The sequence below is a fragment of the Bacillus sp. AK25 genome, assembly GCF_048270685.1.
Classification (GTDB): Bacteria; Bacillota; Bacilli; order Bacillales; family Bacillaceae; genus Bacillus; species Bacillus altitudinis.
Map to the genome: position 1 here is coordinate 1000673 of NZ_JBLUWC010000001.1, position 19798 is coordinate 1020470.

Below are 19798 nucleotides of genomic sequence, written 5' to 3' on the forward strand. Positions count from 1 at the left end.
AATTTTACTGTTCTTTATATGACCTTTTTAGTGGTTTTTTAGCCGGTCCTTCTACTACTTCTCCCGTAATGGAGAAACGAGACCCGTGACAAGGACAGTCCCACGTGCGGTCGCTATTATTCCACGCGACTTCGCAGCCTAAGTGAGTACAGGTTGTATCGACAAGAAAGATATCGCCGTCCTCTGACTTAAAAGCGCCACATTTTTTGTGCTCATAAGATACAATGCCGCCTTCACCCGGTTTTAAATCATCAATTGTTTGATCAGCTCGCTTTAATTTACCGCTGATCAGCTTTGCTGCAACATTGGTGTTTTCTTTGATAAAGTCTTTTACGAATGCGTCTGACACGAGTCTTGATGGAGTAAAGATGGATTCGTAAGGATTGGATTTTCCTTCGATCAAATCTCCGATCAGTGTCGCTGCTACGTGGCTTGTGGTCATGCCCCATTTTCTAAAGCCTGTTGCCACAAAAATATTCGAATGATGTGATGTCAGGCGGCCAATGTAAGGGATTTGATCCATTGTGACCATATCATGCGTGGACCAACGGTAAAGGACTTCCGTTATACCAAGGGTCGCTTCACCAAACTTTTCTAGTGCTTCATAGTGTGCGGATTCATCTCCGCCTTGTCCGGTTTTATGGCCTTGTCCACCGATGAGCACGACATCTTCTCCATGGAATTTCGCCGTTCTTAATGAATGGGCAGGCTGATCAATTCCTAAGTACATGCCGTCTGGGAGCGGTTTTTTTGTTTTGGCTGCGACGACATAAGATTGCTCAGGATGGATTCGCGTGAAATACAGTCCTTTGCCATCGTAAAAAGGAAAGTGTGAGCATGAAATGATAGAGCGCCCCATCAGATGATGGCCACTTTTTGTGATAACAGCAGGGTGTTTTCCTTCTTTTACATCGACTGCCGTTGTCTGTTCAAATATGCGCACGCCTCGGTCAATGAGCTGATCGATCAGTGCATGAAGATAATGAAGAGGATGAAATTGTGCCTGCTGCGTCATGGCGAGGGCTGCCTTGATGCCAGCATCAAACGGGAGCGCTGTTTTCCATTCTCGATCGATACCGAGCTGTTTGTACGCATCTAATTCCTTCTTTAACTTTTTGACGCCGTTTTCTTCTGTTGTATAAAGGTAAGCATCTTTTACCTCAAGACGACAATCAATGTCATACTCTTTCACACGTGCTTGGATGAGTTCCTTTGCTTTTTCATTTGCTTCTACATATAAACGGGCTTTCGGCATACCAATATGCTGAATCAGCTCATGATAGTACACATCATGCTGGGAGGTAATTTTCGCTGTTGTATGTCCGGTGGTTCCTTGCAATACTTGATCAGCATCTATGATGATGACATCCAGTCCGCGTTCTGTCATTTCAAATGCAGTAGCGATACCGGTAATACCAGCACCGACAATAATGACATCTGCTGTAAGATCTTCGCTGACAGTAGGAAAAGAGGGCTTCTCACTATCAGCTAGCCATAACGACTTTGCTTGTTCCGATCCTTTATGTTCTTGTTCCATGTTGTCGCCTCCAGTCACTTGTTGTGTATAATTTTTCCACGATGCTGAAAATCATACATTTTAATGGAAACAAGAGCGAAATACATAAAAAAATGAGCAACACATAAAAATAAACGAGATAAAAAGGAAGGAGTGGACTGACGTGTCAACAAAGCAGCCAAAGAAAACGTTACCGCCTCAGCATCAGAACGAACGTCCAGGACTTGAATATAAAATGAACCCTAGACCTATCTTTGATCGAGAGGTGCAAGGCAAAAAGCTGACAGGTAAAACGGCGATTGTCACAGGTGGAGACAGCGGGATTGGAAGAGCAGTATCTGTCTTATTTGCGAAAGAAGGAGCCAATGTAGCAATTGTTTATTTGAATGAACATCGTGATGCGGAAGAAACGAAGGACTATATTGAAAAGATGGGAGGCCGCGTCATCTTAATAGCAGGTGACCTAGGGGATGAAGCTTTTTCACACGAGGTCGTCAAACAAACAAAAGATGCTTTCGGTTCGATTGATATTTTGGTCAACAACGCAGGTGAACAGCATCCGCAAAAAAGCATTGAACAGATTACTTCTCACCAGCTTCTTCGGACATTTCAAACGAATATCTTTGCCATGTTCTATTTAACAAAAGCGGTGCTCCCTCATTTAAAGAAAGGAAGCAGTATTATTAATACAGCATCGGTCACTGCTTATAAAGGTCATGAAACCTTAATTGATTATTCATCGACAAAAGGGGCGGTTGTAACGTTTACAAGATCATTATCTCTATCTCTTATCAAACAAGGGATTCGGGTAAATGGGGTAGCGCCTGGACCGATTTGGACACCGCTGATTCCATCCACATTTACGGAAAAGGAAGTGTCTGAATTTGGTGGCGATGTCCCAATGGAGCGGCCTGGTGAGCCAGTAGAGTTAGCGCCGAGTTATTTATTTTTAGCGAGCGAAGACTCTTCTTATATGAATGGACAAATGATTCATGTGAATGGCGGAACCATATTAAATGGATAAAAACAAAAAACTTGCGGTAAAGAGACAAGTTTCTGTCTCTCTGCCGCAAGTAAAATCATCATGATTGATGTAAGCAATGTTCTGCATATTGAGCTGACAGGTCATTAAAACGCTTTTCATCACGCTGATCTAGCGCCTTGTCAATCTCTTCTCTAAGGAAGGTTAAGCGCTGTTTATAAAGCGCCTCATCTAAAACCATTTGAATATAAATGTCTAAAATAGTAACGCCATTCTCTTCGGTTTTTTGGGTGTTGCGGGACTTCATGAGCTCAGCATACGTTTTTTTCTCTTTCATAAAGAATCCCCCCGATGCCTTTTTTATAGTATATGGATTGGCGGAGAAAAAATCAACAAGAATTTATAATTTTTAGACAATTTATTTTTGAGCCATATCGACACCCCTTGTCCAGTCGACAAGATACGATATATCTTTAAAAATGGCTTTTAGATAGATCGAATGTACTAAAAAATATGATAAAAAGATGATTTTAAATAAATATTGAAAAAATCCTGTCGTTTCTTATACGTTGGTGATAGATTAATAGTATCTAAAATAACCAAAAATTAACACAGGAGGAAATGAAGTGTCAGGAATTAGTGAAACACCATTAGATTCATACGTCATTAATCAAACAACAATGGCGGTCCTTCCGGTTGAAGAAGGAAAACGAGTATATTCAAAAGTGATCGAAAGAGAGACAAGCTTTTACGTTGAATTAAAGCCGCTGCAAATTATAGAACGCAGTTGCAGGTTCTTTGGCTCAAGCTATGCAGGCAGAAAAGCGGGAACATACGAAGTAACAGGAATTTCCCACAAGCCTCCCATCGTGATTGACTCATCCAATCATCTGTATTTCTTCCCAACCTATTCATCCAACCGCCCTCAATGCGGATGGATCTCCCACAAATACATTCATATCTTTCAGGAATCATCCCTCGGAGACACGGTTGTTACTTTTACAAATGAGCAATCGGTCAAACTAGATGTCTCATATAAGTCATTTGAGAGTCAGGTACACCGAACAGCGTATCTTCGAACGAAATTTCAAGATCGACTTGATGGAGGTCTTCCTAAGAAACAAGAATTTATGCTGTATCCAAAGGAACAGCAGCTCAACCTTGTGTATGATTTTATCTTAAGAGAACTTCGTAATCGTTATTAGTGAGAGATCAGCGGCAGACAGCCGCTGGACTGCTTACTCATTGCCATCACTTTTTTGCAGAAAAAACCATTGATTATCGTATAAAAAAATATATAATTTATCTATATCGTATAATTTTTTATACAATGAAAGGGGTCATGGGGATGATGTATGAAGAGCTGGATACGCCGGCACTACTCATTGATAAAAGGGTGATGATGGAGAATGTAGCGGCGATGCAGCAATACGCAGACCGTCAGCATGTCAAATTGCGCCCTCATACGAAAACGCATAAAACGCCTGCACTTGCCAAGCTGCAGGAAGAGAAAGGTGCATCTGGCATTACGGTAGCGAAAGTAGGAGAGGCTGAAGTAATGGCAGCCCATGGGCTCAAGGATATTTTTATCGCCAATCAAATTGTAGGTGAGACTAAACTCAAGCGGATTCGTAAACTGGCAGAGTCGATACAGATTTCATTCGGTATAGATTGTGTTGAGCATGTGAAGCAGATTGAGCAAGTCTTTTGTGAATCAGAGAAAAAAGCGGAGGTTTTAATTGAGATAGAGGTTGGAGAGGGAAGGTCTGGTGTCATTGAAGAACGTGATTTCTGCCACATATTAGAGGCGATTCAAACAAGTGATGCCGTTCATTTAAAGGGGATTTTTTCTCATGATGGTCATACGTATCAAGCGGAAAGTAAAGCACATTGCCGGACATTATACAAGGAGGCTGTAAATCGAACACTCCGTTTTGCGCAGATTGCAGAAGAAGCTGGTATGCCGCTAGAGGTCGTCAGTATTGGATCAACACCGCCATTTTTATTTCAATTTGATATTCCAAAAGGAGTCACAGAAATACGGCCAGGCACATACATCTTGATGGACGCTTCCCAGTCCAATGTAATCGGCACATATTCACATTGTGCAGCATCTGTGCTGACAACGGTCATTAGTAAACCGACAGAGCGCCGGGTGATTACAGATGTAGGGGCCAAGGGGCTGACGGCACAAACACGTACAAAAGGGCTGACCAAAACAGAGGGCTTAGGCAAAGTGAAAGAATATGATGATGTATTTGTTTCAAGCGTATTTGACGAGCATGCCATTATCTATCATGAAGGCTTTCGTCAAAGTGTACAGATCGGTGAGAAGGTGCAAATTATTCCGAATCACATCTGTCCTGCTGTGAATCTTCATGAAAAAGCATACCTCATTCAAGATGGCGAAGTGGTAGAAGAGCTGGAGATTGCTTGTAAAGGAAAGCTGCAATAAATGGGTAGGATCATAAAAGGCGCCGAAAGGGGTCTTTTTTATTGGAGAAAAAATGGCGAAGATGAATTAGATTGAAACCAAATGTGCCTTTCTCGTCGTCTATTGACTGTATCATCATGAAATGGCAGGGAAATGTGAACCATTAGAAGGATTTTCATTCATTTCCGCATAAATCACAGAAGTGATACATGCGGTCTGTTACAATAAAAATAAGTCATTTCTTGCAAGGTGTTCGTATGAGGTAAAAGTTGATCATATTTGACCGATATGAACAAATGGGAAAGAGAAATGGGGGCCGTGTATGAAAAAACGATGGCATTTGATGCTGCTATTTACCGTGACAGTGACACTACTCACGGCCTGCAATCAAGCAGGTCAGCCGCCTTCAAAACAAAACACAAAAGAAGCTGCGTATGAACAATGGGTTCAGCGTTATATGGATGAGTTAAATGAAGCATATGAAAACATGACCGATCAATTTATTTCGGATGGACATGGAAAAATTCAAGTCAATGAAAAATTGACAAAAGCAACGAAAGCATTCGACCGTGTCATTCAAAAAGGGCTTACTCATCAAGAAGTGCCAGCTGTGTATCAAAAGGCAGACAAACAATTAAAGACAGGTCTTGCTTCATTTGAAAAAGGAATGAGCAAGGTAGAGCAGCTGTTGAAGCGTCCTGATCAAGAAAAGCTGTTTATGTCAGCCACTCAATATTTTCAAGATGGATTGCAAGAGACAGCCTCTTTCATTGAAGAAGTAGGAAACGTTCAGCAATCACAATGAAAAGCCTGGAAGAGAGACTTCCAGGCTTTTTTAGATGTGCAGTGTTTGCTTTAATCGGCGTACACCTTCTTGAATCATGGCTTCATCCGTACAGGCAAAACCAAGCAGCAACCCTTTCCTTTTGCTTTCATAACAATAGGGGCTTAATGGATAAATGCCGACACCTGCCGCTTTTGCGGCCTCAATCGTACCTTGTTCATCAAAGTCTGATGTTCCTTCCAAAAAGACGTGAAGGCCTGTATCGGTTCCATATAAACGGAAGTGTTTGTCAAAGTGATGTGTCAAAAGAGCATCCATCATCGCTGCCTGCCGTTTTTTATACATCTGTCTCATCCGCCTGACATATCGCGTAAACTCGCCTTCTCTGAAAAAAGAGGCAAGAGTGATTTGCTCCATGATCGGCAGCTGTCTTTGAATAAGTGATTGCAGTGCAGCGATTTCTTTGATGACTGCTTTGGAGCCGATGATGGCAGCAAGGCGGATGCCTGGTGCAAGCACCTTGGAAAAACTGACAATATAGATCACATGATCGGGTGCTTCTGAAAATAAAGAAGGAAGCGGTCCGCCATGATAACGATAATCCCCATCAAAATCATCTTCTAATATGTAAGATTGAGCCTTCGCAGCAAACTGCAGCAGCTCCCGTCTTCTATTGACGCTCATACAGACACCGGTTGGCCGCTGATGAGAGGGCGTTACAGCGATCAGCTTTGTACGTTCTGGCAATGTATTCACCATCATTCCTTCTTCATCGACTGGTGCGGGGTAAATAGTCATTTCGCGATGTAAAAAGGATAACCTAGCTCCAGGAAAACCAGGATCTTCAACAGCGACTGTATCTCCTTTTTTGAGCATGACTTGTGAAATCAAGTCAATGGCTTGCTGTGTGCCCCCTGTTAACACCATTTGGTCTTCTTCTATATCAATGCCGCGTTCAACCGATAAGTATTGGCGAATTTCAGAACGCACTTCCCATAATCCATGCGGAGAAGAATAGCCCCAATCCTTCATATTTAAGCGCTGTAGTGCTTTTAGAAGCGAGCGTTTCCATATGTTTTGAAAATGGTCGTCGATGGCTGGTTCTTGATGGCGGAAATCAATCTCAAGTGTGTCATGAAATTGATTGGCCGAGAGCCAGTGATCCATTTGTTTTTCAGCCTCGTCAAAGTGAGGTCTTGTCGGAAGTGCAAAAGGCGGTTCGTTTTGATGTGGGGGAGAAGCAGCATAGTGATTACTTGAAATGACCTTTGTCCCGCCTCTTCTAGAGGTGCTGACATAGCCTCTTGCTAGCAGTTCATCATAGGCAAGCTGTACGGTGGATCGAGATACGTTGAGCTCTTGTGCTAATACTCTTGTCGGAGTCAACTGATCATCAGGATTCAGTGTGTTTGTATGAATTTTTTGAATGATGCCATTGACGATTTGCTGCCAGAGCGGGGTAGAGCTGGAACGGTCTAAATGAATGTACACAGTGCACCTTCTTTCCTTTGTCATGTCATCATTGATGATGACATGGAATTATGGACTGGTCAATAGCTTCATTTTTGGATGTGGGAAGAAATCCAAATGATGTGTACACTGGTTCATATCATTTACACAGAGGAGAGAGTCCCATGATTCCTGCATCAAAAGAAGAAACAGCACAGCTATCCATGATTCCGTTTGTGTTCGTTTTATTTAGCCTTTTTATGATTACAACAGCAGTGAACCTGCAAGTCCCTCTTTATACGGAATATGCAGAGCAGGCAGGATACGGAAAGGCGTCAACAGCCCTTGTGTTTGCTGCGTATGTTTTCGGACTGATTCCAGTATTACTGTTACTTGGCGGCATGTCTGACCGGGCTGGACGAAAACCGATTTTATTGATCGCTCTTTGCTTTTCATTATGTGCCACCCTGCTCATGATCGTGCATCCTACCATACAAATGCTCTTTGTCGCCCGGCTGCTGCAAGGAGTGGGACTTGGGTTAAGTGTTGGCACATGTACTGCCTACTTGATTGCTTTATATCCAGAGAAATCGGGCTGGATCCCAACGTTTATCGCATTATGCAGTTCAATTGGATTTGGTGGAGGTGCTCTTTTTACAGCGATTCTTTCTTTTGAGCAAGTGTCACTGACGCCTCTTAGCTATTGGATTGTGTTGGTCTTGATTATGTTGACGATTGTTGCTGTATTCTTTTTGGTGCCGCCTGTACAAGGGGATGCAAGTAAACCGCTCATGAACATGCCGAGGTTTCCAAAAGGGACAATGCCTGCGAACATAGCCATTGCTATCGCATGGTCTGTGTGCGGTCTTGTCATTTCGATTTTGCCAGCACAGCTTAAATTAAATGGCTATGAATTGTGGGTAGGCCCGGCGCTGTTTTTTATTAATATGGCAGGTGTTCTGATGCAGCCTTTTGTCCGAAAGATGAATAGCAGTGCAGCGCTTCGTATCGGTTTTATTTGTCTTCCGTGCGGATATGGCCTGCTGTTATTCGGTGCTAATAGCGGGTCTATATTCCTTGTCCTTGCTGGAACTCTTTTAGCGGGCACAGCTTGCTATGGATTTACTTACTTAGGCGGTCTCCAGCTGATTGTTGAGAAAGGGAAGAAGGAAGCGGCTAGAGCCGTTGCTGGATATTACTTGTTTGCGTATCTAGGTCTTGGCATACCAAGTGTGTTCGTTGGTCTCTTTGCTGATATGTACGGTACTCAGACAGTGTTAACGCTCTTTTTCATGCTCGTGCTGGCAGCCTGTCTGATCTTGTTTAGTTTAAGTTTCAGAGAGAGGCAAAAGTGAAATGGATTCTTTCTCTTTCCTCTCCAATTCGTTTAAAATAAAGACAGAAGAGGGGGAGGGAAATGAAAAAAGTACAGCTAAATGGAGCGATGTGCAGATCACAAGAGGAGCTTCATGATCAACTAAAAACAGTGTTACAACTTCCTGATCATTACGGGAAAAATCTTGATGCCCTTTGGGACTGTTTAACAGGAGAAGTGAGCTTGCCTGTAGAGCTTACATGGATTCATTATCAAGCAAGCAAAGACGAGCTTGGTGATTATGCAGAGAATTTGCGGCAGTTATTTCAAGAGGCTGAAGAGGAACTGCAAGGGCAGTTTCAATTGAATATTGAAGTGTAAAAAAGCAGCTGATCCTAAAAGCTGTTTTTTTATGCAGTTTTCACCCTTTCTCATTCTACTATTGAATATTTCACTAAATATGATAATATATGAACTGCCGTTAATTGATAATGATAATCATTTGTGGCAGAGAGCTTGATAGAAAGTGTGAACCCTGTATGAAGTTGTACCAATTAAGTTTGTTGTTTGTGTGTTTGGCATGTGCGTCGCTGTTTGTCGGAGTACAGGACCTGTCTCTTTTACAGTTGTTTCATCTATCAGATGAACAAATGAACACCTTATTTTCAAGTCGCATCCCGCGGCTGATGAGTATTGTGCTTGCTGGCATGAGCCTGAGCTTATGCGGTTTTATCATGCAAAGCATGACGAGAAATAAATTTGTCTCTCCAACGACTGCAGGAACAATGGATTGGGCCAAGCTGGGTATTTTAACCGCTATGCTTGTTTTTACACAGGCAAGCCCGCTGATGAAAATGGCGATTGCGTTTTTATTTACGTTAGCTGGCAATCTATTATTCTTAAAAATTCTACGCCATATTAAGGTGAACGATACGATCTACGTACCGTTAGTCGGCTTAATGTTTGGCGGAATTGTTAGTTCAATTTCCACGTTTATAGCCTATAAATATGATTTGATCCAAAACGTATCCGCATGGCTGCAAGGGGATTTTTCTCTTATTGTTCAGGGGCGTTATGAACTGCTCTATGTGAGTGTTCCTCTATTGATCATCGCGTATTTATATGCTGACCGCTTTACAGTGGCTGGTATGGGTGAGAGCTTTGCCGTCAATTTAGGTTTAACGTATAAACGTGTCATGGCAGTTGGTTTGGTGATTGTTTCGATGATTACTTCTGTAACGATTTTGACTGTTGGCATGCTGCCATTCCTTGGCTTAATCATTCCGAATATTGTATCGATCTACCGAGGGGATCACTTGAAAAAGAGCCTGCCGCATACGGCTTTATTAGGGGCCATTTTTGTGCTCATATGTGACGTACTCGGACGGGTGATCATTTATCCATATGAAATATCTGTCGGGCTTATGGTCGGCATCATTGGAAGTGCGATCTTCCTGTACATGTTATTAAGGAGGAAGCGCTATGCATAAGAAACGAACATTATTTCTCATTGCAGCCATTGCAGCCGTATTCGTTGTCATCTTCGTCACCTTTCAAATGGGGTACTGGGAGTACACAGTGCCGAGCCGTTTAAAAAAGGTGCTTGCCATGACTTTGACAGGAGGCGCGATTGCCTTTTCCTCTGTTGTGTTTCAAACATTGACCAATAACAGAATCTTAACGCCAAGCATTTTAGGGTTAGACGCGCTTTACTTGTTTTTGCAAACGGCGATTATTTATCTTTTTGGATCGACCAATTTGATGATCGCGAATAAGAACCTGAATTTCTTTCTCTGCGTTGGATTGATGATTCTTTTTTCTGTGCTGCTCTATACGGTGATGTTCAAGCGCAAAAACAAGCATATTTTCTTACTCCTGCTTGTCGGGATTGTGTTTGGAACATTGTTCAAAAGTCTTTCTTCCTTTATGGAAATGCTCATTGACCCGAATGAATACCAAGTCGTACAGGACAAGTCCTTTGCCAGCTTTAATCACATCAACACAGATATTTTACTCTTCGCTTCTCTTTTATTTGCGGCACTTTGTCTTTATATATGGACCTTCCGCGCGAAATTAGATGTCATGTCGTTAGGAAAGGAACAGGCTGTGAATCTCGGGATTGACTATGACAGGATCACAAAAAAGATGCTGATCGTCATTGCTGTCCTTGTTTCTATTGCGACGGCGCTCGTCGGCCCGATTACGTTTCTTGGCTTACTCGTCGTAAATGTGGCAAGAGAGCTGTTTCGTACATATCGGCACACGTACTTGCTATTAGGCTCGTTTTTCATTAGTGTCATTGCGCTTGTTGGCGGGGAATTTCTTGTGGAAAAGGTTTTTACGTTTCAAACACCGCTTAGTGTGCTGATTGATTTAGTCGGCGGACTGTATTTTATTTATCTACTTTTAAAGGAGAGTCGTTCATGGTCGTGATGAAGGGAGTCAGTAAGACATATAACGGAAAAACAGTGCTTCACGAAACAACTGTCAGTGTAAAAAAAGGACAGCTGACCTCTCTCATTGGTCCAAATGGCGCAGGCAAAAGTACGCTTTTGTCCATCATGAGCCGCCTGATTCAACCTGATACTGGGGAAGCTTGTTTAGAGGACAAACCTTATCGTGCCTACTCTCCTCAGGAGCTTGCGAAAAAAATGAGCATCTTGAAGCAGTCGAACCACATGAGTGTGCGTCTGACCGTTCGTGAGCTTGTCAGCTTTGGCCGCTTTCCTTACTCTCAAGGCCGCTTGACAAAAGAAGATGAGAACATGATTGATGTGTCGCTTCAATACATGAGACTCGTCGAAATCCAGCATCAATATTTAGATGAACTAAGCGGCGGACAAAGGCAGAGAGCCTTTATTGCCATGGTGCTGGCTCAGGATACGGATTATATTTTCTTAGATGAGCCTTTAAACAATTTAGATATGAACCATTCAGTTGAAATGATGAAGCTGTTTCAGCAGCTCGTGAAAGATCTTGGAAAAACGATTGTTGTTGTTCTCCATGATATTAACTTTGCATCTGTCTATTCAGATCACATCGTCGCCTTAAAAGAGGGTCAGGTGGTCAAAGAAGGAAGCGTTGATGAAGTGATTCAAACAGAAGCACTTGAACACATTTATGACATGCGCATACCGATCGAAGTCATTCGTGGTGAGCGTATTTGCTTATATTTTTCTTGAAAAAATGAAGAGGTGATCAATCATGAAAAAATGGATTTGGATGATAACAGTATTAACAGCAATTGCTGTCCTTGCTGCCTGTGGTAACCAAGGAAAAACAGCGGGAACGAATGAGGAAACCGTAACAGTAAAGGATATGTTGAATAAAGACGGTGTGAAGGTCAAGAAAAACCCGAAAAAAGTCGTCGTCTTTGATATGGGAAGTCTCGATACACTTGATAAACTTGGTGTCAACGTGACAGCCTTACCAAAACAAGTGATTCCTCACTATTTATCTAAATATGAAAGTGACAAATATGAGAATGTCGGCGGCTTAAAAGAGCCAGACTTTGAGAAAATTGCAGAAATCAAGCCTGACTTGATCATTATTCAGCACCGTCAAGCAGATGCATTTGATGAATTTTCTAAAATTGCTCCGACGATTTATATGGATGTAGATAACGCTAACTATATGGAATCATTTAAAAAGAATGCTGAAACATTAGGAAAGATTTTTGATAAGGAAGACCAAGTCAAAAAAGAACTTTCTGCTATTGATCAAAAAGTAGATGCATTAAAGAAACAAGCAAAAGAGTTAAAGAAAAATGGTCTCGTCATCATGGCGAACGACAGCAAAATGACGGCATTTGGTCCTAAGTCAAGATATGGTCTGATCCATGATGTATTTGGCATCACACCAGCAGATCAAAAGCTAGAGCCATCTGATAAACATGGACAAAGCATTTCGTATGAATATATGGTCAAAACGAATCCAGATTACTTATTTGTCGTGGATCGCGGCGCGGCGATTGGAGAAGAAACGTCTGCGAAACAGCTTGTGGAAAATGATTATGTGAAATCAGTCAAAGCGGTTAAAAACAATCATGTGGTGTATCTAAACTCTGACATGTGGTATTTAGCAGGCGGTGGCCTTGAATCATTGAATGCGATGATTGATGAAGTGAAAAAAGGAATTGAACAAAAGTAATGGATGAAAAGCTGCTCCTATCGAGCAGCTTTTTATTGTGGATACATAAAAATATGTTGCATGCAGGAAACTTTCATCAAAATATGTTATAGTGGAACCTACATTGTGAGACTAAGATAGAGTGAGGGTTCGGAAAGGATGAAGGAGAAAACAAGATCAAAAAGAAGGCTAAGACCTTGGGTGAAAGTCGTGCTGTTTATCATGGCATTTGTCATGATCATGGCAGTATCTGTCACAGGATATGCATACTATAAAATTTCAAAAGCGTCGAATAAAGCGCAAGTATCTTTAGAAAGAGGAGAGACCTCGCAAAAGCGTGTGAAAGCTTTTGATCCAGGAAAGGATAGCTTTTCGGTGCTGCTCTTAGGGATTGACAGCCGTCCAGGTGAAACGGTAGACGAAGCAAGAAGTGATGCGGTCTTACTGGCGACGGTGAATCGAACAGACAAAACGATCAAGCTCCTAAGTATTCCTCGTGATTCTTATGTTGATATACCGGGGAGAGGATATGATAAAATTGCTCACGCCCATGCGTTTGGGAGTGCAGATTTATCAGTCAAAACGGTAGAGAATTTGTTAAACATCCCGGTAGACTATGTGATTGCAGGAAACTTTAAGGCGTTTCAAGACATTGTCGATGAGCTAAATGGAATTGACGTAACGATTGAAGATGAAGATATTGCAAAACAAATGGAAAAGGATTCAAAAGGAAAAGTTCATGTGGAAACAGGCACGCATACGCTCAGTGGTGAAGAAGCATTAGCGTTTGTGAGAACGAGAAAGGCAGATAGTGATCTCATGCGCGGAAAGCGCCAAATGGAAGCACTTCAAGCCATCTTTGAAAAATCCAAATCCATTTCGTCCATACCGTCTTATGACAACATCATTGATACACTTGGAGATAACGTCTCCACCAATTTATCCATGAAACAGTTGATCGGTCTATTCCCTTTACTGAGTTCATTAAAATCAGTGGATACCATCCAGTTAAAAGGGCACGATTACCAGCCTGCGAATGTGTATTACTTTGAGTTAGATGGACCAGGATTAGAAGAAGTGAGACAAGAGCTGAGAAAACAGCTCGAATTATCATAATGGAGAAAGAGCCTGCCACTGTGGCAGGCTTTTTTTAATAATAGAGGGTTGCAGGCATCGTTGGGTACCACACACCATTTAAAGCAAGCGCCCAGCCATACACCTTTTGACCTGATTCAATCTTGTCCTTTACCGAAGTGAGCGCTTCGTATGAAGAGACTTGATAAGCCTGTCCGGTTTTTTTAGCGACAATGACCGATAGAATATTGTCATTGAATACACTTGGCTCTTCGTCCGTACTCGTCCAAGCAATTCGATTATAGTAATTCATGTTAAAAGGATTTTCGAGTGCTTTCACTTCAAACTTCACTCGTTTTCCAACGATAGAAACCGTTGTATAGGCTACACTTGTTATTTGTGCAGATGCTGCTGGGGCTTGTTTTCCTGTTTGCAGTGGTTCTAATGCTGACACTGTGCTTGGCACAAGTAATCCTGCTGCTAAGGTAAGTGCTGTTATTTTTTTGAACATGAGTTGGAACCTCCTAATTTTTGGTATAATAATCAATTCGCCAAAAAGTGAAGAGTTCCTTCTATAAATGTAAAATATAACCATATCATTTTCCTGAATGGAGAAAATAATGGGTGAGCATTTCCTCTACACGATGACGTATACGGGGATTAAAATATTTATGCTTTTCTTCATAGCCATTGATCAGAAATAAATATGTCGTAAATCCTTCATCGTGTTCAATTTGCTGTACGTTCATTTTTTCTTTACGTAACTGTTGTTTCAGTTGATAAAGGGCTTTTTGTGCTTCTTTTAATGAAGAGGTGACTAGCTGAATATATGGTTCATTTAGTTTGAATGTTTGATGTTTTTTAAGGTACGTCAAATCACGATTGAGGATGGAGATGACCATTGGAAGAAAGATGGCCTGTTCCATCATCTGAAGCTGTACGCTTGATAATCTCGTCATGTCCATGCCTGCTTTCTTTATTTATAGAACATTTGTTCTTATTTATTATATCGGATGAGTTAAAAAATCTCAAGGGGGGGCTGAGAGGGATTCATTTGTATATTTTTATGTTTTCCATGTAAAATGAAAGATAGACAAACCTTGAAGGAGTCAAACAAGTTGCCATTATTTCTTTCTATATTTACTCATGAAAATATCACATCATTTTTTGAAAGCTACAAGGCTTTTGGACCCATTGTGGCTATATTACTCCCTTTAATAGAAGCATTTCTACCGTTTTTACCTCTCGTGGCATTTGCGGTGGCCAATGCAAATGCTTTTGGGCTATGGGAAGGCTTTTTATTGACCTGGATTGGTGCAAGTGCAGGGTCTATCCTTGTCTTTTTACTGATCAGAAAATTTGGACAGATGAGGATGCTGAACTTTATTAGCAGACACCCTTCTATTCAAAAGCTAATGCTTTGGGTTGAAAAGCGGGGATTTGGTCCGTTGTTTATTTTACTCTGCTTTCCTTTTACACCTTCTGCTGCCGTTAATGTCGTAGCAGGTCTATCAAGAATCAGCGTCTGGCAGTTCTCATTAGCTGCTTTATCAGGGAAGTGTGTCATGCTCTTTATTATTAGTTTTATCGGCTATGACATTTCTGCTTTAGTAAAGAATCCGTTAAGAAGTGTTTTTGCGGTTCTAGTCATTGCTTTATTATGGTATGTTGGAAAGAGAGTAGAAAATAGGTTGAATATTCGGATGAGTCAGCGTGAGGACAAAGGAGGCTCTTAATGAAAAAGAAGCCATTGCTATGGTTCATGATTATTACATGCATCGTCTTGTTGTTCCAAGTAAAGAATTTCATGTTTGTCACGTACAAAGTAGAAGGGGTTAGTATGGACCCGACATTTACAGATGGAACAGAATTATTAATTAACAAGTTCTCGCCAAAACTCACGAAAATTAGCCGGTTTGACTATGTGTTATTTCATGGCCCTAAAAATCAAATCTTGATCAAACGGGTCATTGGGCTTCCAGGAGAAACAATCAAATATGAAGATGATCAACTGTTTGTTGATGGTGTAAAGTGGAAAGAGCCGTATTTAAAAGAGCAGAAAAAACATAAAATGGGCAACGTCCTAACAGGTGATTTTCAGCTGAAAGCCATCACCGGTCGTCAGAACATACAAAACAATCATTACTTCGTGATCGGAGATAATCGAATACATAGCTTTGACAGCCGGCATTTTGGAACCATCTCAAAGGATCAAGTAGTCGGTGTAAAAAGGAATCATGATGAATAAAAAAGAGCCGCTCTGCATAAGTAGAGCGGCTTTTTCTATTTAGCGGTTTTATAATCAGTCTGTCTTTTTGCCCAGACATGATGTAAGAAACGAAAAAACGGTGGCAGCATGGCGATGACCAAAATAATTCTGACGACTTGTACAGCCACAACAAATGTGGAATCCTCATGAAGTGTAACAGCTGTTGTGGCCATTTCTGCAATACCGCCAGGCGAAAAAGCAAGAATGGCTGTAATGACAGAAATACCTGTTATTTCTGCAATGGCAATTGAACTGAGAACGGTCGCAGCAATCAATCCGGCTGAGCTGACGACGGCCACAATCAAGGTATTTTTTAACCCGACAAACATTTGTTTATTCATTTTTGACCCGATGGTTGCCCCTAGAAATACCTGTGACGCAATGTTCGCTTGGGCTGGCCAGTAAGGAATCAAATCATGACCTGTCAAGGCGCCTGCCCCTACTTGGAGAGCTGCCACACCTAACATACTGCCGATGAGCCAAGGGGCGGGAAAGTGAAGACGCACGGCTAGGCGTGACATCAGCCATGCCCCTAAAATGAGTGCAGCAGTCCAAGAAATGTTTGATATTGTGAAAACGCCTGATGAGAAGGCGCTGCCTTGGGCGACTACCACATCTGATTGGCTTTTTGTATTTAAATAAAATACCGTAAATGGAATGGTCAGTACGACCATTAACACACGTATCGTTTGTACGAGACTCACTACAGCTGTATTTGCTCCAACCTCTTGGGCGATGCCCGGCATAGCGGAAAGACCGCCGGGGGCAGTGCCGACAAAGCTAGTCAGCATATCGGTTTTACTCAGCTTCCATAAGACAAACCCGGAGAGCATGGCTAATAAAATAGAAAAGACGAGCATGAAACTCACGGGAAGCCAATTTTCAGCGAAAATGTGAAGGACTTTCATGTTCATTTTTTGTCCTAGTTCGATTCCGAGAATGAATTGACCAAGGAGTAGCCATCTGCTGTGAATACGTAAGGTATTCTTTCCTTTACGCTGAAACAGGGCGGGACGGCGCATGGCAATAAATGCAGCTGTCATTAATGTGCCAATCATCCAGCCGATAGACATCCCTGTTAGAGATAAAAGGAATCCACCTAAACCGCTTACCGCAATCAAAATGAGATCGGTTCGAAGGCTGTTTCCTTGCTTCATCACGTATAAACCTTCTTCCTGTATATTTGTTCAGTAAGTGAAATGTTGTTATCTTCACTATAATACAAAAGTCTCTATAAATAAAATACGAATTTTTTTAGTATTTTCATAAGATTATCTTATGGTTAACTCTGTTAGAAAAAAGATTGTTTTTGATATAAATGACATATAATTTTCGCCAAAAACAAATACAATATACAACGATTTTCCCCTATTTTTGTTATCGGTTGACTATCATTTTCAATTACACTACACTACATAGTGTGAGGTGATGACATGAAAATTCCTTCTTTTAAATATAACGAAAAGGGATTGAACCGCTTTTTCGGTCCTTTAGAAGGAAGGATTATGGAGATCCTTTATCAAGGTGAGGATATGCCGATTAAAGAGGTACAGCAGAAGCTGTCAGATGAAAAGCCGATTAATTTCAACACGGTCATGACGGTACTCAATCGATTAACCGAAAAAGGAATTGTGGAAAAGAAAACAAAAGGGCGTTCATCTATCTATAACCCTGTTTTAACAAAAGAAGAATTTCTAAATGAGCAAACGAAATGGATTACTCAAGGACTGATGGATGATTTCGGCCCCCTTGCAGTCAATCATATGGTGGACGCAATTGAAAGTGCTGATCCTGAATTACTGAAGGTACTCGAAGCAAGGCTTGCATCCAAAAAAGAGGAGAAACGACATGATTAAAATGAAGTCGAGTCTGCTGTTTTTAGGCGGTATATTGATTGGCTTAGTGATCTTTTACCAGATGGGCTATTATGTACTCTCAAGCTTTTTTGGCTGGAATCAAGCATATAACCTGATCCATGTATGTCAATCTGTTCTCGAATTTTATGGATTCACTCCTTTAAAGTATTTTCTGGATGCGTTCGTCTTGTATACGCTTGGTTTTGCCGTTTTCTATATGACAAAGCAGGTCAGAAAGTATCTTCATTTCAAAAGAAATATGATGATGGCAGTCGATCAACATTCAACGCAAAGTCTATCAGACAAGTATAGAAATGAGATCATTGTGTTTCATTGCCATGAACCGCTTGCTTTCGCAATGGGGATGCTTCGGCCAAAAGTGTATCTCTCAACAGCGCTTATAGACATGCTGGATGAAGGAGAAATCGATGCTGTTGTCTATCACGAATTACATCACAAATACAGCTACGATCCTTTAAAGACTTTCACTTTCTCTATGCTCACGAAAGTGATTTGGTACATTCCTGTGTTAAAGCATATGAGACAAAGTTACTCCGTTTTTCGTGAGGTCATTGCAGATGACTATGCCATTCAGCAGACAGGGACTGAGCTAGGAGTAGGGCAAGCCCTTTTGAAACTCATTAAAAATAGAACCCAGTTTCAAAAACAAACGAAATTTGCCGTGTCCTTTGGAGATCGAGCATTGAATTTAAGAATCCAAAAAATCTTAAACCCAACATACAACATACCGTTCAATGTACCACTTATCCCAATTGTGACATCAACCATCCTCATGTTGGTCTTAATGATTATGCTCAACTTAAATTACTAATTTTTTTTACGAATGAACATTACATGATGTAGTGTAAAAATGGGAGGAAATCACTATATGAAAACAAATCAAGAAATAGGAACACTTTTTGTACGCGTCATCTTAGGCATTATTTTCTTTTTACATGGGCTTCAAGCATATCAAGGTGGACTAGGAGGCACTGCGGCATTTTTTGGTCAAATTGGTGTCCCAGAATTTATGGCCTATATTGTCAAAACAATTGAACTGGTTGGTGGAATTGCCCTGATTCTAGGTTTAGGCACACGTCTTTTCGCAGCTTTATTTGTGCCAATTATGGCTGTAGCCATTATCACAGTTGGTTTTGCAAGAGGGTTTGTGGGCGGTTATGAATTTGAACTTTCTTTAATGGTCATGGCGCTTTACTTGACACTTAGTGGCAGCAAGATGCTTTCGATTGATGGATTGTTAAAACAACAGCAACAAAGCAATGAAGCAAAATTTCATTAAATAACAAAAAACTCCTTCTGCAATTTGTAGCAGAGGAGTTTTTTTATGGTCAAAAGGTCGTTTTATCATTAAAAAAGGAAAAGCGAAGAGGCGTTTTGATGATGACAGCCCTTTATTTCACATATTGAATGAGCAAAAAAGCAATTTCATTTTTTGACGGAACATACGATCTCCTATTAAAATAGGGGTAACTAAGAAACATGGTGCGTTAAAAGATATAGAAACCAGACAGCATGCTGCTGTTCATCTTGAGCAATACGCTTCATTAATTCCTTTGTTCCTTGATCACGGACATAGTCTGATACCGTTAAGTAAAAATCGACTGTTTTTTGTTCGTCTTTAAAGGCAAATAAGAGACCTTCCCTAAATTGGTCTGGACAAGGCTCTGTTATGCTTGGTTTGTGGTTTTTACCAGTCAAAGAATAGTATAGCTTTGTAAATAGCTGATAATGTCTGACTTCATCCTGACGTATTTCTTGAATGATTTTTTTCGCTTCAGGATTTTTTGCTTTTTGTGCAAGTTTTTCATAGCATTGGATCGCAGAATATTCGCCATTGATGGCCTTTTCAAGGTCTGCAATGATCCTTGTGTTTTGGCGCATGTCATATGGCGAGTAGTCATAATAACCGTAATACATGATATTGCCAGCCTCCTTTTAGATCATGATGGTTTATGATATGAAAAGAGTCG

23 protein-coding genes are annotated in these 19798 nt (G+C 41.1%); 16 read left to right on the forward strand and 7 right to left on the reverse strand.

From position 1 onward, the window contains the following. Positions 1-4: 4 nt before the first annotated feature. Positions 5-1537, reverse strand: a complete 1533-nt coding sequence (locus ACNO7B_RS05105; protein ID WP_417901266.1) for an FAD-dependent oxidoreductase — start codon at positions 1535-1537, stop codon at positions 5-7. Between the two features lie 142 nt (positions 1538-1679). Between ACNO7B_RS05105 and ACNO7B_RS05110 the strand changes: the two genes are divergently transcribed. Continuing rightward, the gene (locus ACNO7B_RS05110) at positions 1680-2540 is read left to right on the forward strand and encodes an SDR family oxidoreductase (protein WP_046343106.1); all 861 of its coding nucleotides are present in this window, start codon (positions 1680-1682) and stop codon (positions 2538-2540) included. 58 nt (positions 2541-2598) lie between these two features. On the opposite strand, the gene ACNO7B_RS05115 is transcribed toward ACNO7B_RS05110, so the two are convergent. After that, positions 2599-2835 carry an IDEAL domain-containing protein gene (locus ACNO7B_RS05115; RefSeq protein WP_008348804.1) on the reverse strand — a complete coding sequence of 79 codons (237 nt, stop codon included), beginning with the start codon at positions 2833-2835 and terminating at the stop codon, positions 2599-2601. A 289-nt stretch (positions 2836-3124) separates the two neighbouring features. Between ACNO7B_RS05115 and ACNO7B_RS05120 the strand changes: the two genes are divergently transcribed. The 3 genes from ACNO7B_RS05120 (at position 3125) to ACNO7B_RS05130 (ending at position 5737) form a co-directional block, all read left to right on the forward strand. Beyond that, positions 3125-3703 (forward strand): competence protein ComK, encoded by a 579-nt coding sequence (locus tag ACNO7B_RS05120; protein ID WP_017366958.1) that lies wholly within the window; start codon positions 3125-3127, stop codon positions 3701-3703. Between the two features lie 143 nt (positions 3704-3846). Then, positions 3847-4953 carry a D-TA family PLP-dependent enzyme gene (locus tag ACNO7B_RS05125; RefSeq protein WP_417901267.1) on the forward strand — a complete coding sequence of 369 codons (1107 nt, stop codon included), beginning with the start codon at positions 3847-3849 and terminating at the stop codon, positions 4951-4953. A 301-nt stretch (positions 4954-5254) separates the two neighbouring features. Then, positions 5255-5737, forward strand: coding sequence for a hypothetical protein (locus tag ACNO7B_RS05130; RefSeq protein ID WP_046343108.1), 483 nt, complete (start codon positions 5255-5257; stop codon positions 5735-5737). A 30-nt stretch (positions 5738-5767) separates the two neighbouring features. On the opposite strand, the gene ACNO7B_RS05135 is transcribed toward ACNO7B_RS05130, so the two are convergent. Then, entirely contained in the window at positions 5768-7207 is a 1440-nt protein-coding gene (locus tag ACNO7B_RS05135) for a PLP-dependent aminotransferase family protein (RefSeq protein ID WP_181566834.1), read from the reverse strand. A gap of 143 nt (positions 7208-7350) precedes the next feature. On the opposite strand from ACNO7B_RS05135, the gene ACNO7B_RS05140 reads away from it, so the two are divergent. The 7 genes from ACNO7B_RS05140 to ACNO7B_RS05170 all read left to right on the forward strand — a co-directional run bounded on the left by ACNO7B_RS05140 (position 7351) and on the right by ACNO7B_RS05170 (position 13724). Then, positions 7351-8520 (forward strand): MFS transporter, encoded by a 1170-nt coding sequence (locus ACNO7B_RS05140; RefSeq protein WP_017360232.1) that lies wholly within the window; start codon positions 7351-7353, stop codon positions 8518-8520. 62 nt (positions 8521-8582) lie between these two features. Next, positions 8583-8861 carry a barstar family protein gene (locus ACNO7B_RS05145; protein ID WP_025207101.1) on the forward strand — a complete coding sequence of 93 codons (279 nt, stop codon included), beginning with the start codon at positions 8583-8585 and terminating at the stop codon, positions 8859-8861. A 158-nt stretch (positions 8862-9019) separates the two neighbouring features. Next, complete coding sequence (locus ACNO7B_RS05150) at positions 9020-9970, forward strand: ABC transporter permease (protein ID WP_017366964.1); 951 nt, start codon at positions 9020-9022, stop codon at positions 9968-9970. Continuing rightward, positions 9963-10913 carry an iron chelate uptake ABC transporter family permease subunit gene (locus tag ACNO7B_RS05155; RefSeq protein WP_025207102.1) on the forward strand — a complete coding sequence of 317 codons (951 nt, stop codon included), beginning with the start codon at positions 9963-9965 and terminating at the stop codon, positions 10911-10913. The genes ACNO7B_RS05150 and ACNO7B_RS05155 overlap by 8 nt, the downstream gene beginning before the upstream one ends. After that, positions 10904-11662, forward strand: a complete 759-nt coding sequence (locus tag ACNO7B_RS05160; RefSeq protein WP_081114757.1) for an ABC transporter ATP-binding protein — start codon at positions 10904-10906, stop codon at positions 11660-11662. The genes ACNO7B_RS05155 and ACNO7B_RS05160 overlap by 10 nt, the downstream gene beginning before the upstream one ends. A gap of 22 nt (positions 11663-11684) precedes the next feature. Continuing rightward, a complete protein-coding gene (locus ACNO7B_RS05165) occupies positions 11685-12629 on the forward strand; it encodes a siderophore ABC transporter substrate-binding protein (RefSeq protein WP_191218909.1) in 945 nt (314 codons plus the stop codon). 138 nt (positions 12630-12767) lie between these two features. Continuing rightward, on the forward strand, positions 12768-13724 hold the full coding sequence (locus ACNO7B_RS05170; RefSeq protein ID WP_417901268.1) for an LCP family protein: 957 nt from the start codon (positions 12768-12770) through the stop codon (positions 13722-13724). Positions 13725-13758: 34 nt separating this feature from the next. Here the strand turns inward: ACNO7B_RS05170 and ACNO7B_RS05175 are convergent, their stop codons facing one another. After that, positions 13759-14193: a hypothetical protein gene (locus tag ACNO7B_RS05175; protein ID WP_017360225.1), complete on the reverse strand. Its 435-nt coding sequence runs from the start codon at positions 14191-14193 to the stop codon at positions 13759-13761. A gap of 85 nt (positions 14194-14278) precedes the next feature. After that, a complete protein-coding gene (locus tag ACNO7B_RS05180; protein ID WP_017360224.1) occupies positions 14279-14641 on the reverse strand; it encodes a hypothetical protein in 363 nt (120 codons plus the stop codon). 159 nt (positions 14642-14800) lie between these two features. Between ACNO7B_RS05180 and ACNO7B_RS05185 the strand changes: the two genes are divergently transcribed. Together ACNO7B_RS05185 and lepB are read left to right on the forward strand one after the other, a co-directional pair. Then, entirely contained in the window at positions 14801-15418 is a 618-nt protein-coding gene (locus ACNO7B_RS05185) for a TVP38/TMEM64 family protein (protein WP_017366969.1), read from the forward strand. Further along, positions 15418-15930, forward strand: a complete 513-nt coding sequence (gene lepB / locus ACNO7B_RS05190; RefSeq protein ID WP_007499139.1) for a signal peptidase I — start codon at positions 15418-15420, stop codon at positions 15928-15930. The genes ACNO7B_RS05185 and lepB overlap by 1 nt, the downstream gene beginning before the upstream one ends. 35 nt (positions 15931-15965) lie before the next feature. Here the strand turns inward: lepB and ACNO7B_RS05195 are convergent, their stop codons facing one another. After that, entirely contained in the window at positions 15966-17108 is a 1143-nt protein-coding gene (locus ACNO7B_RS05195; protein WP_017366972.1) for an AbrB family transcriptional regulator, read from the reverse strand. Between the two features lie 276 nt (positions 17109-17384). On the opposite strand from ACNO7B_RS05195, the gene ACNO7B_RS05200 reads away from it, so the two are divergent. From ACNO7B_RS05200 to ACNO7B_RS05210, 3 genes are read left to right on the forward strand one after another with little or no spacing between them, the layout of a single operon-like run. After that, positions 17385-17807, forward strand: a complete 423-nt coding sequence (locus ACNO7B_RS05200; protein ID WP_007499135.1) for a BlaI/MecI/CopY family transcriptional regulator — start codon at positions 17385-17387, stop codon at positions 17805-17807. Then, positions 17800-18639, forward strand: a complete 840-nt coding sequence (locus ACNO7B_RS05205) for a M56 family metallopeptidase (RefSeq protein WP_017360221.1) — start codon at positions 17800-17802, stop codon at positions 18637-18639. The genes ACNO7B_RS05200 and ACNO7B_RS05205 overlap by 8 nt, the downstream gene beginning before the upstream one ends. Positions 18640-18696: 57 nt before the next feature. Further along, complete coding sequence (locus ACNO7B_RS05210) at positions 18697-19107, forward strand: DoxX family protein (RefSeq protein ID WP_008348626.1); 411 nt, start codon at positions 18697-18699, stop codon at positions 19105-19107. A gap of 191 nt (positions 19108-19298) precedes the next feature. Here the strand turns inward: ACNO7B_RS05210 and ACNO7B_RS05215 are convergent, their stop codons facing one another. After that, positions 19299-19745 (reverse strand): ferritin-like domain-containing protein, encoded by a 447-nt coding sequence (locus tag ACNO7B_RS05215; protein WP_007499129.1) that lies wholly within the window; start codon positions 19743-19745, stop codon positions 19299-19301. Positions 19746-19798 lie beyond the last annotated feature (53 nt).

Bases quoted from the DNA above. Each gene is read 5' to 3' on its own strand.
- ACNO7B_RS05165 (WP_191218909.1), top strand. From the start codon at position 11,685: ATGAAAAAATGGATTTGGATGATAACAGTATTAACAGCAATTGCTGTC.
- ACNO7B_RS05180 (WP_017360224.1), bottom strand. From the start codon at position 14,641: ATGACGAGATTATCAAGCGTACAGCTTCAGATGATGGAACAGGCCATC.
- ACNO7B_RS05215 (WP_007499129.1), bottom strand. From the start codon at position 19,745: ATGTATTACGGTTATTATGACTACTCGCCATATGACATGCGCCAAAAC.
- ACNO7B_RS05145 (WP_025207101.1), top strand. From the start codon at position 8,583: ATGAAAAAAGTACAGCTAAATGGAGCGATGTGCAGATCACAAGAGGAG.
- ACNO7B_RS05150 (WP_017366964.1), top strand. From the start codon at position 9,020: ATGAAGTTGTACCAATTAAGTTTGTTGTTTGTGTGTTTGGCATGTGCG.
- ACNO7B_RS05105 (WP_417901266.1), bottom strand. From the start codon at position 1,537: ATGGAACAAGAACATAAAGGATCGGAACAAGCAAAGTCGTTATGGCTA.
- ACNO7B_RS05205 (WP_017360221.1), top strand. From the start codon at position 17,800: ATGATTAAAATGAAGTCGAGTCTGCTGTTTTTAGGCGGTATATTGATT.
- ACNO7B_RS05200 (WP_007499135.1), top strand. From the start codon at position 17,385: ATGAAAATTCCTTCTTTTAAATATAACGAAAAGGGATTGAACCGCTTT.
- lepB (WP_007499139.1), top strand. From the start codon at position 15,418: ATGAAAAAGAAGCCATTGCTATGGTTCATGATTATTACATGCATCGTC.
- ACNO7B_RS05155 (WP_025207102.1), top strand. From the start codon at position 9,963: ATGCATAAGAAACGAACATTATTTCTCATTGCAGCCATTGCAGCCGTA.
- ACNO7B_RS05130 (WP_046343108.1), top strand. From the start codon at position 5,255: ATGAAAAAACGATGGCATTTGATGCTGCTATTTACCGTGACAGTGACA.
- ACNO7B_RS05210 (WP_008348626.1), top strand. From the start codon at position 18,697: ATGAAAACAAATCAAGAAATAGGAACACTTTTTGTACGCGTCATCTTA.
- ACNO7B_RS05170 (WP_417901268.1), top strand. From the start codon at position 12,768: ATGAAGGAGAAAACAAGATCAAAAAGAAGGCTAAGACCTTGGGTGAAA.
- ACNO7B_RS05195 (WP_017366972.1), bottom strand. From the start codon at position 17,108: ATGAAGCAAGGAAACAGCCTTCGAACCGATCTCATTTTGATTGCGGTA.
- ACNO7B_RS05160 (WP_081114757.1), top strand. From the start codon at position 10,904: ATGGTCGTGATGAAGGGAGTCAGTAAGACATATAACGGAAAAACAGTG.
- ACNO7B_RS05175 (WP_017360225.1), bottom strand. From the start codon at position 14,193: ATGTTCAAAAAAATAACAGCACTTACCTTAGCAGCAGGATTACTTGTG.
- ACNO7B_RS05115 (WP_008348804.1), bottom strand. From the start codon at position 2,835: ATGAAAGAGAAAAAAACGTATGCTGAGCTCATGAAGTCCCGCAACACC.
- ACNO7B_RS05140 (WP_017360232.1), top strand. From the start codon at position 7,351: ATGATTCCTGCATCAAAAGAAGAAACAGCACAGCTATCCATGATTCCG.
- ACNO7B_RS05125 (WP_417901267.1), top strand. From the start codon at position 3,847: ATGATGTATGAAGAGCTGGATACGCCGGCACTACTCATTGATAAAAGG.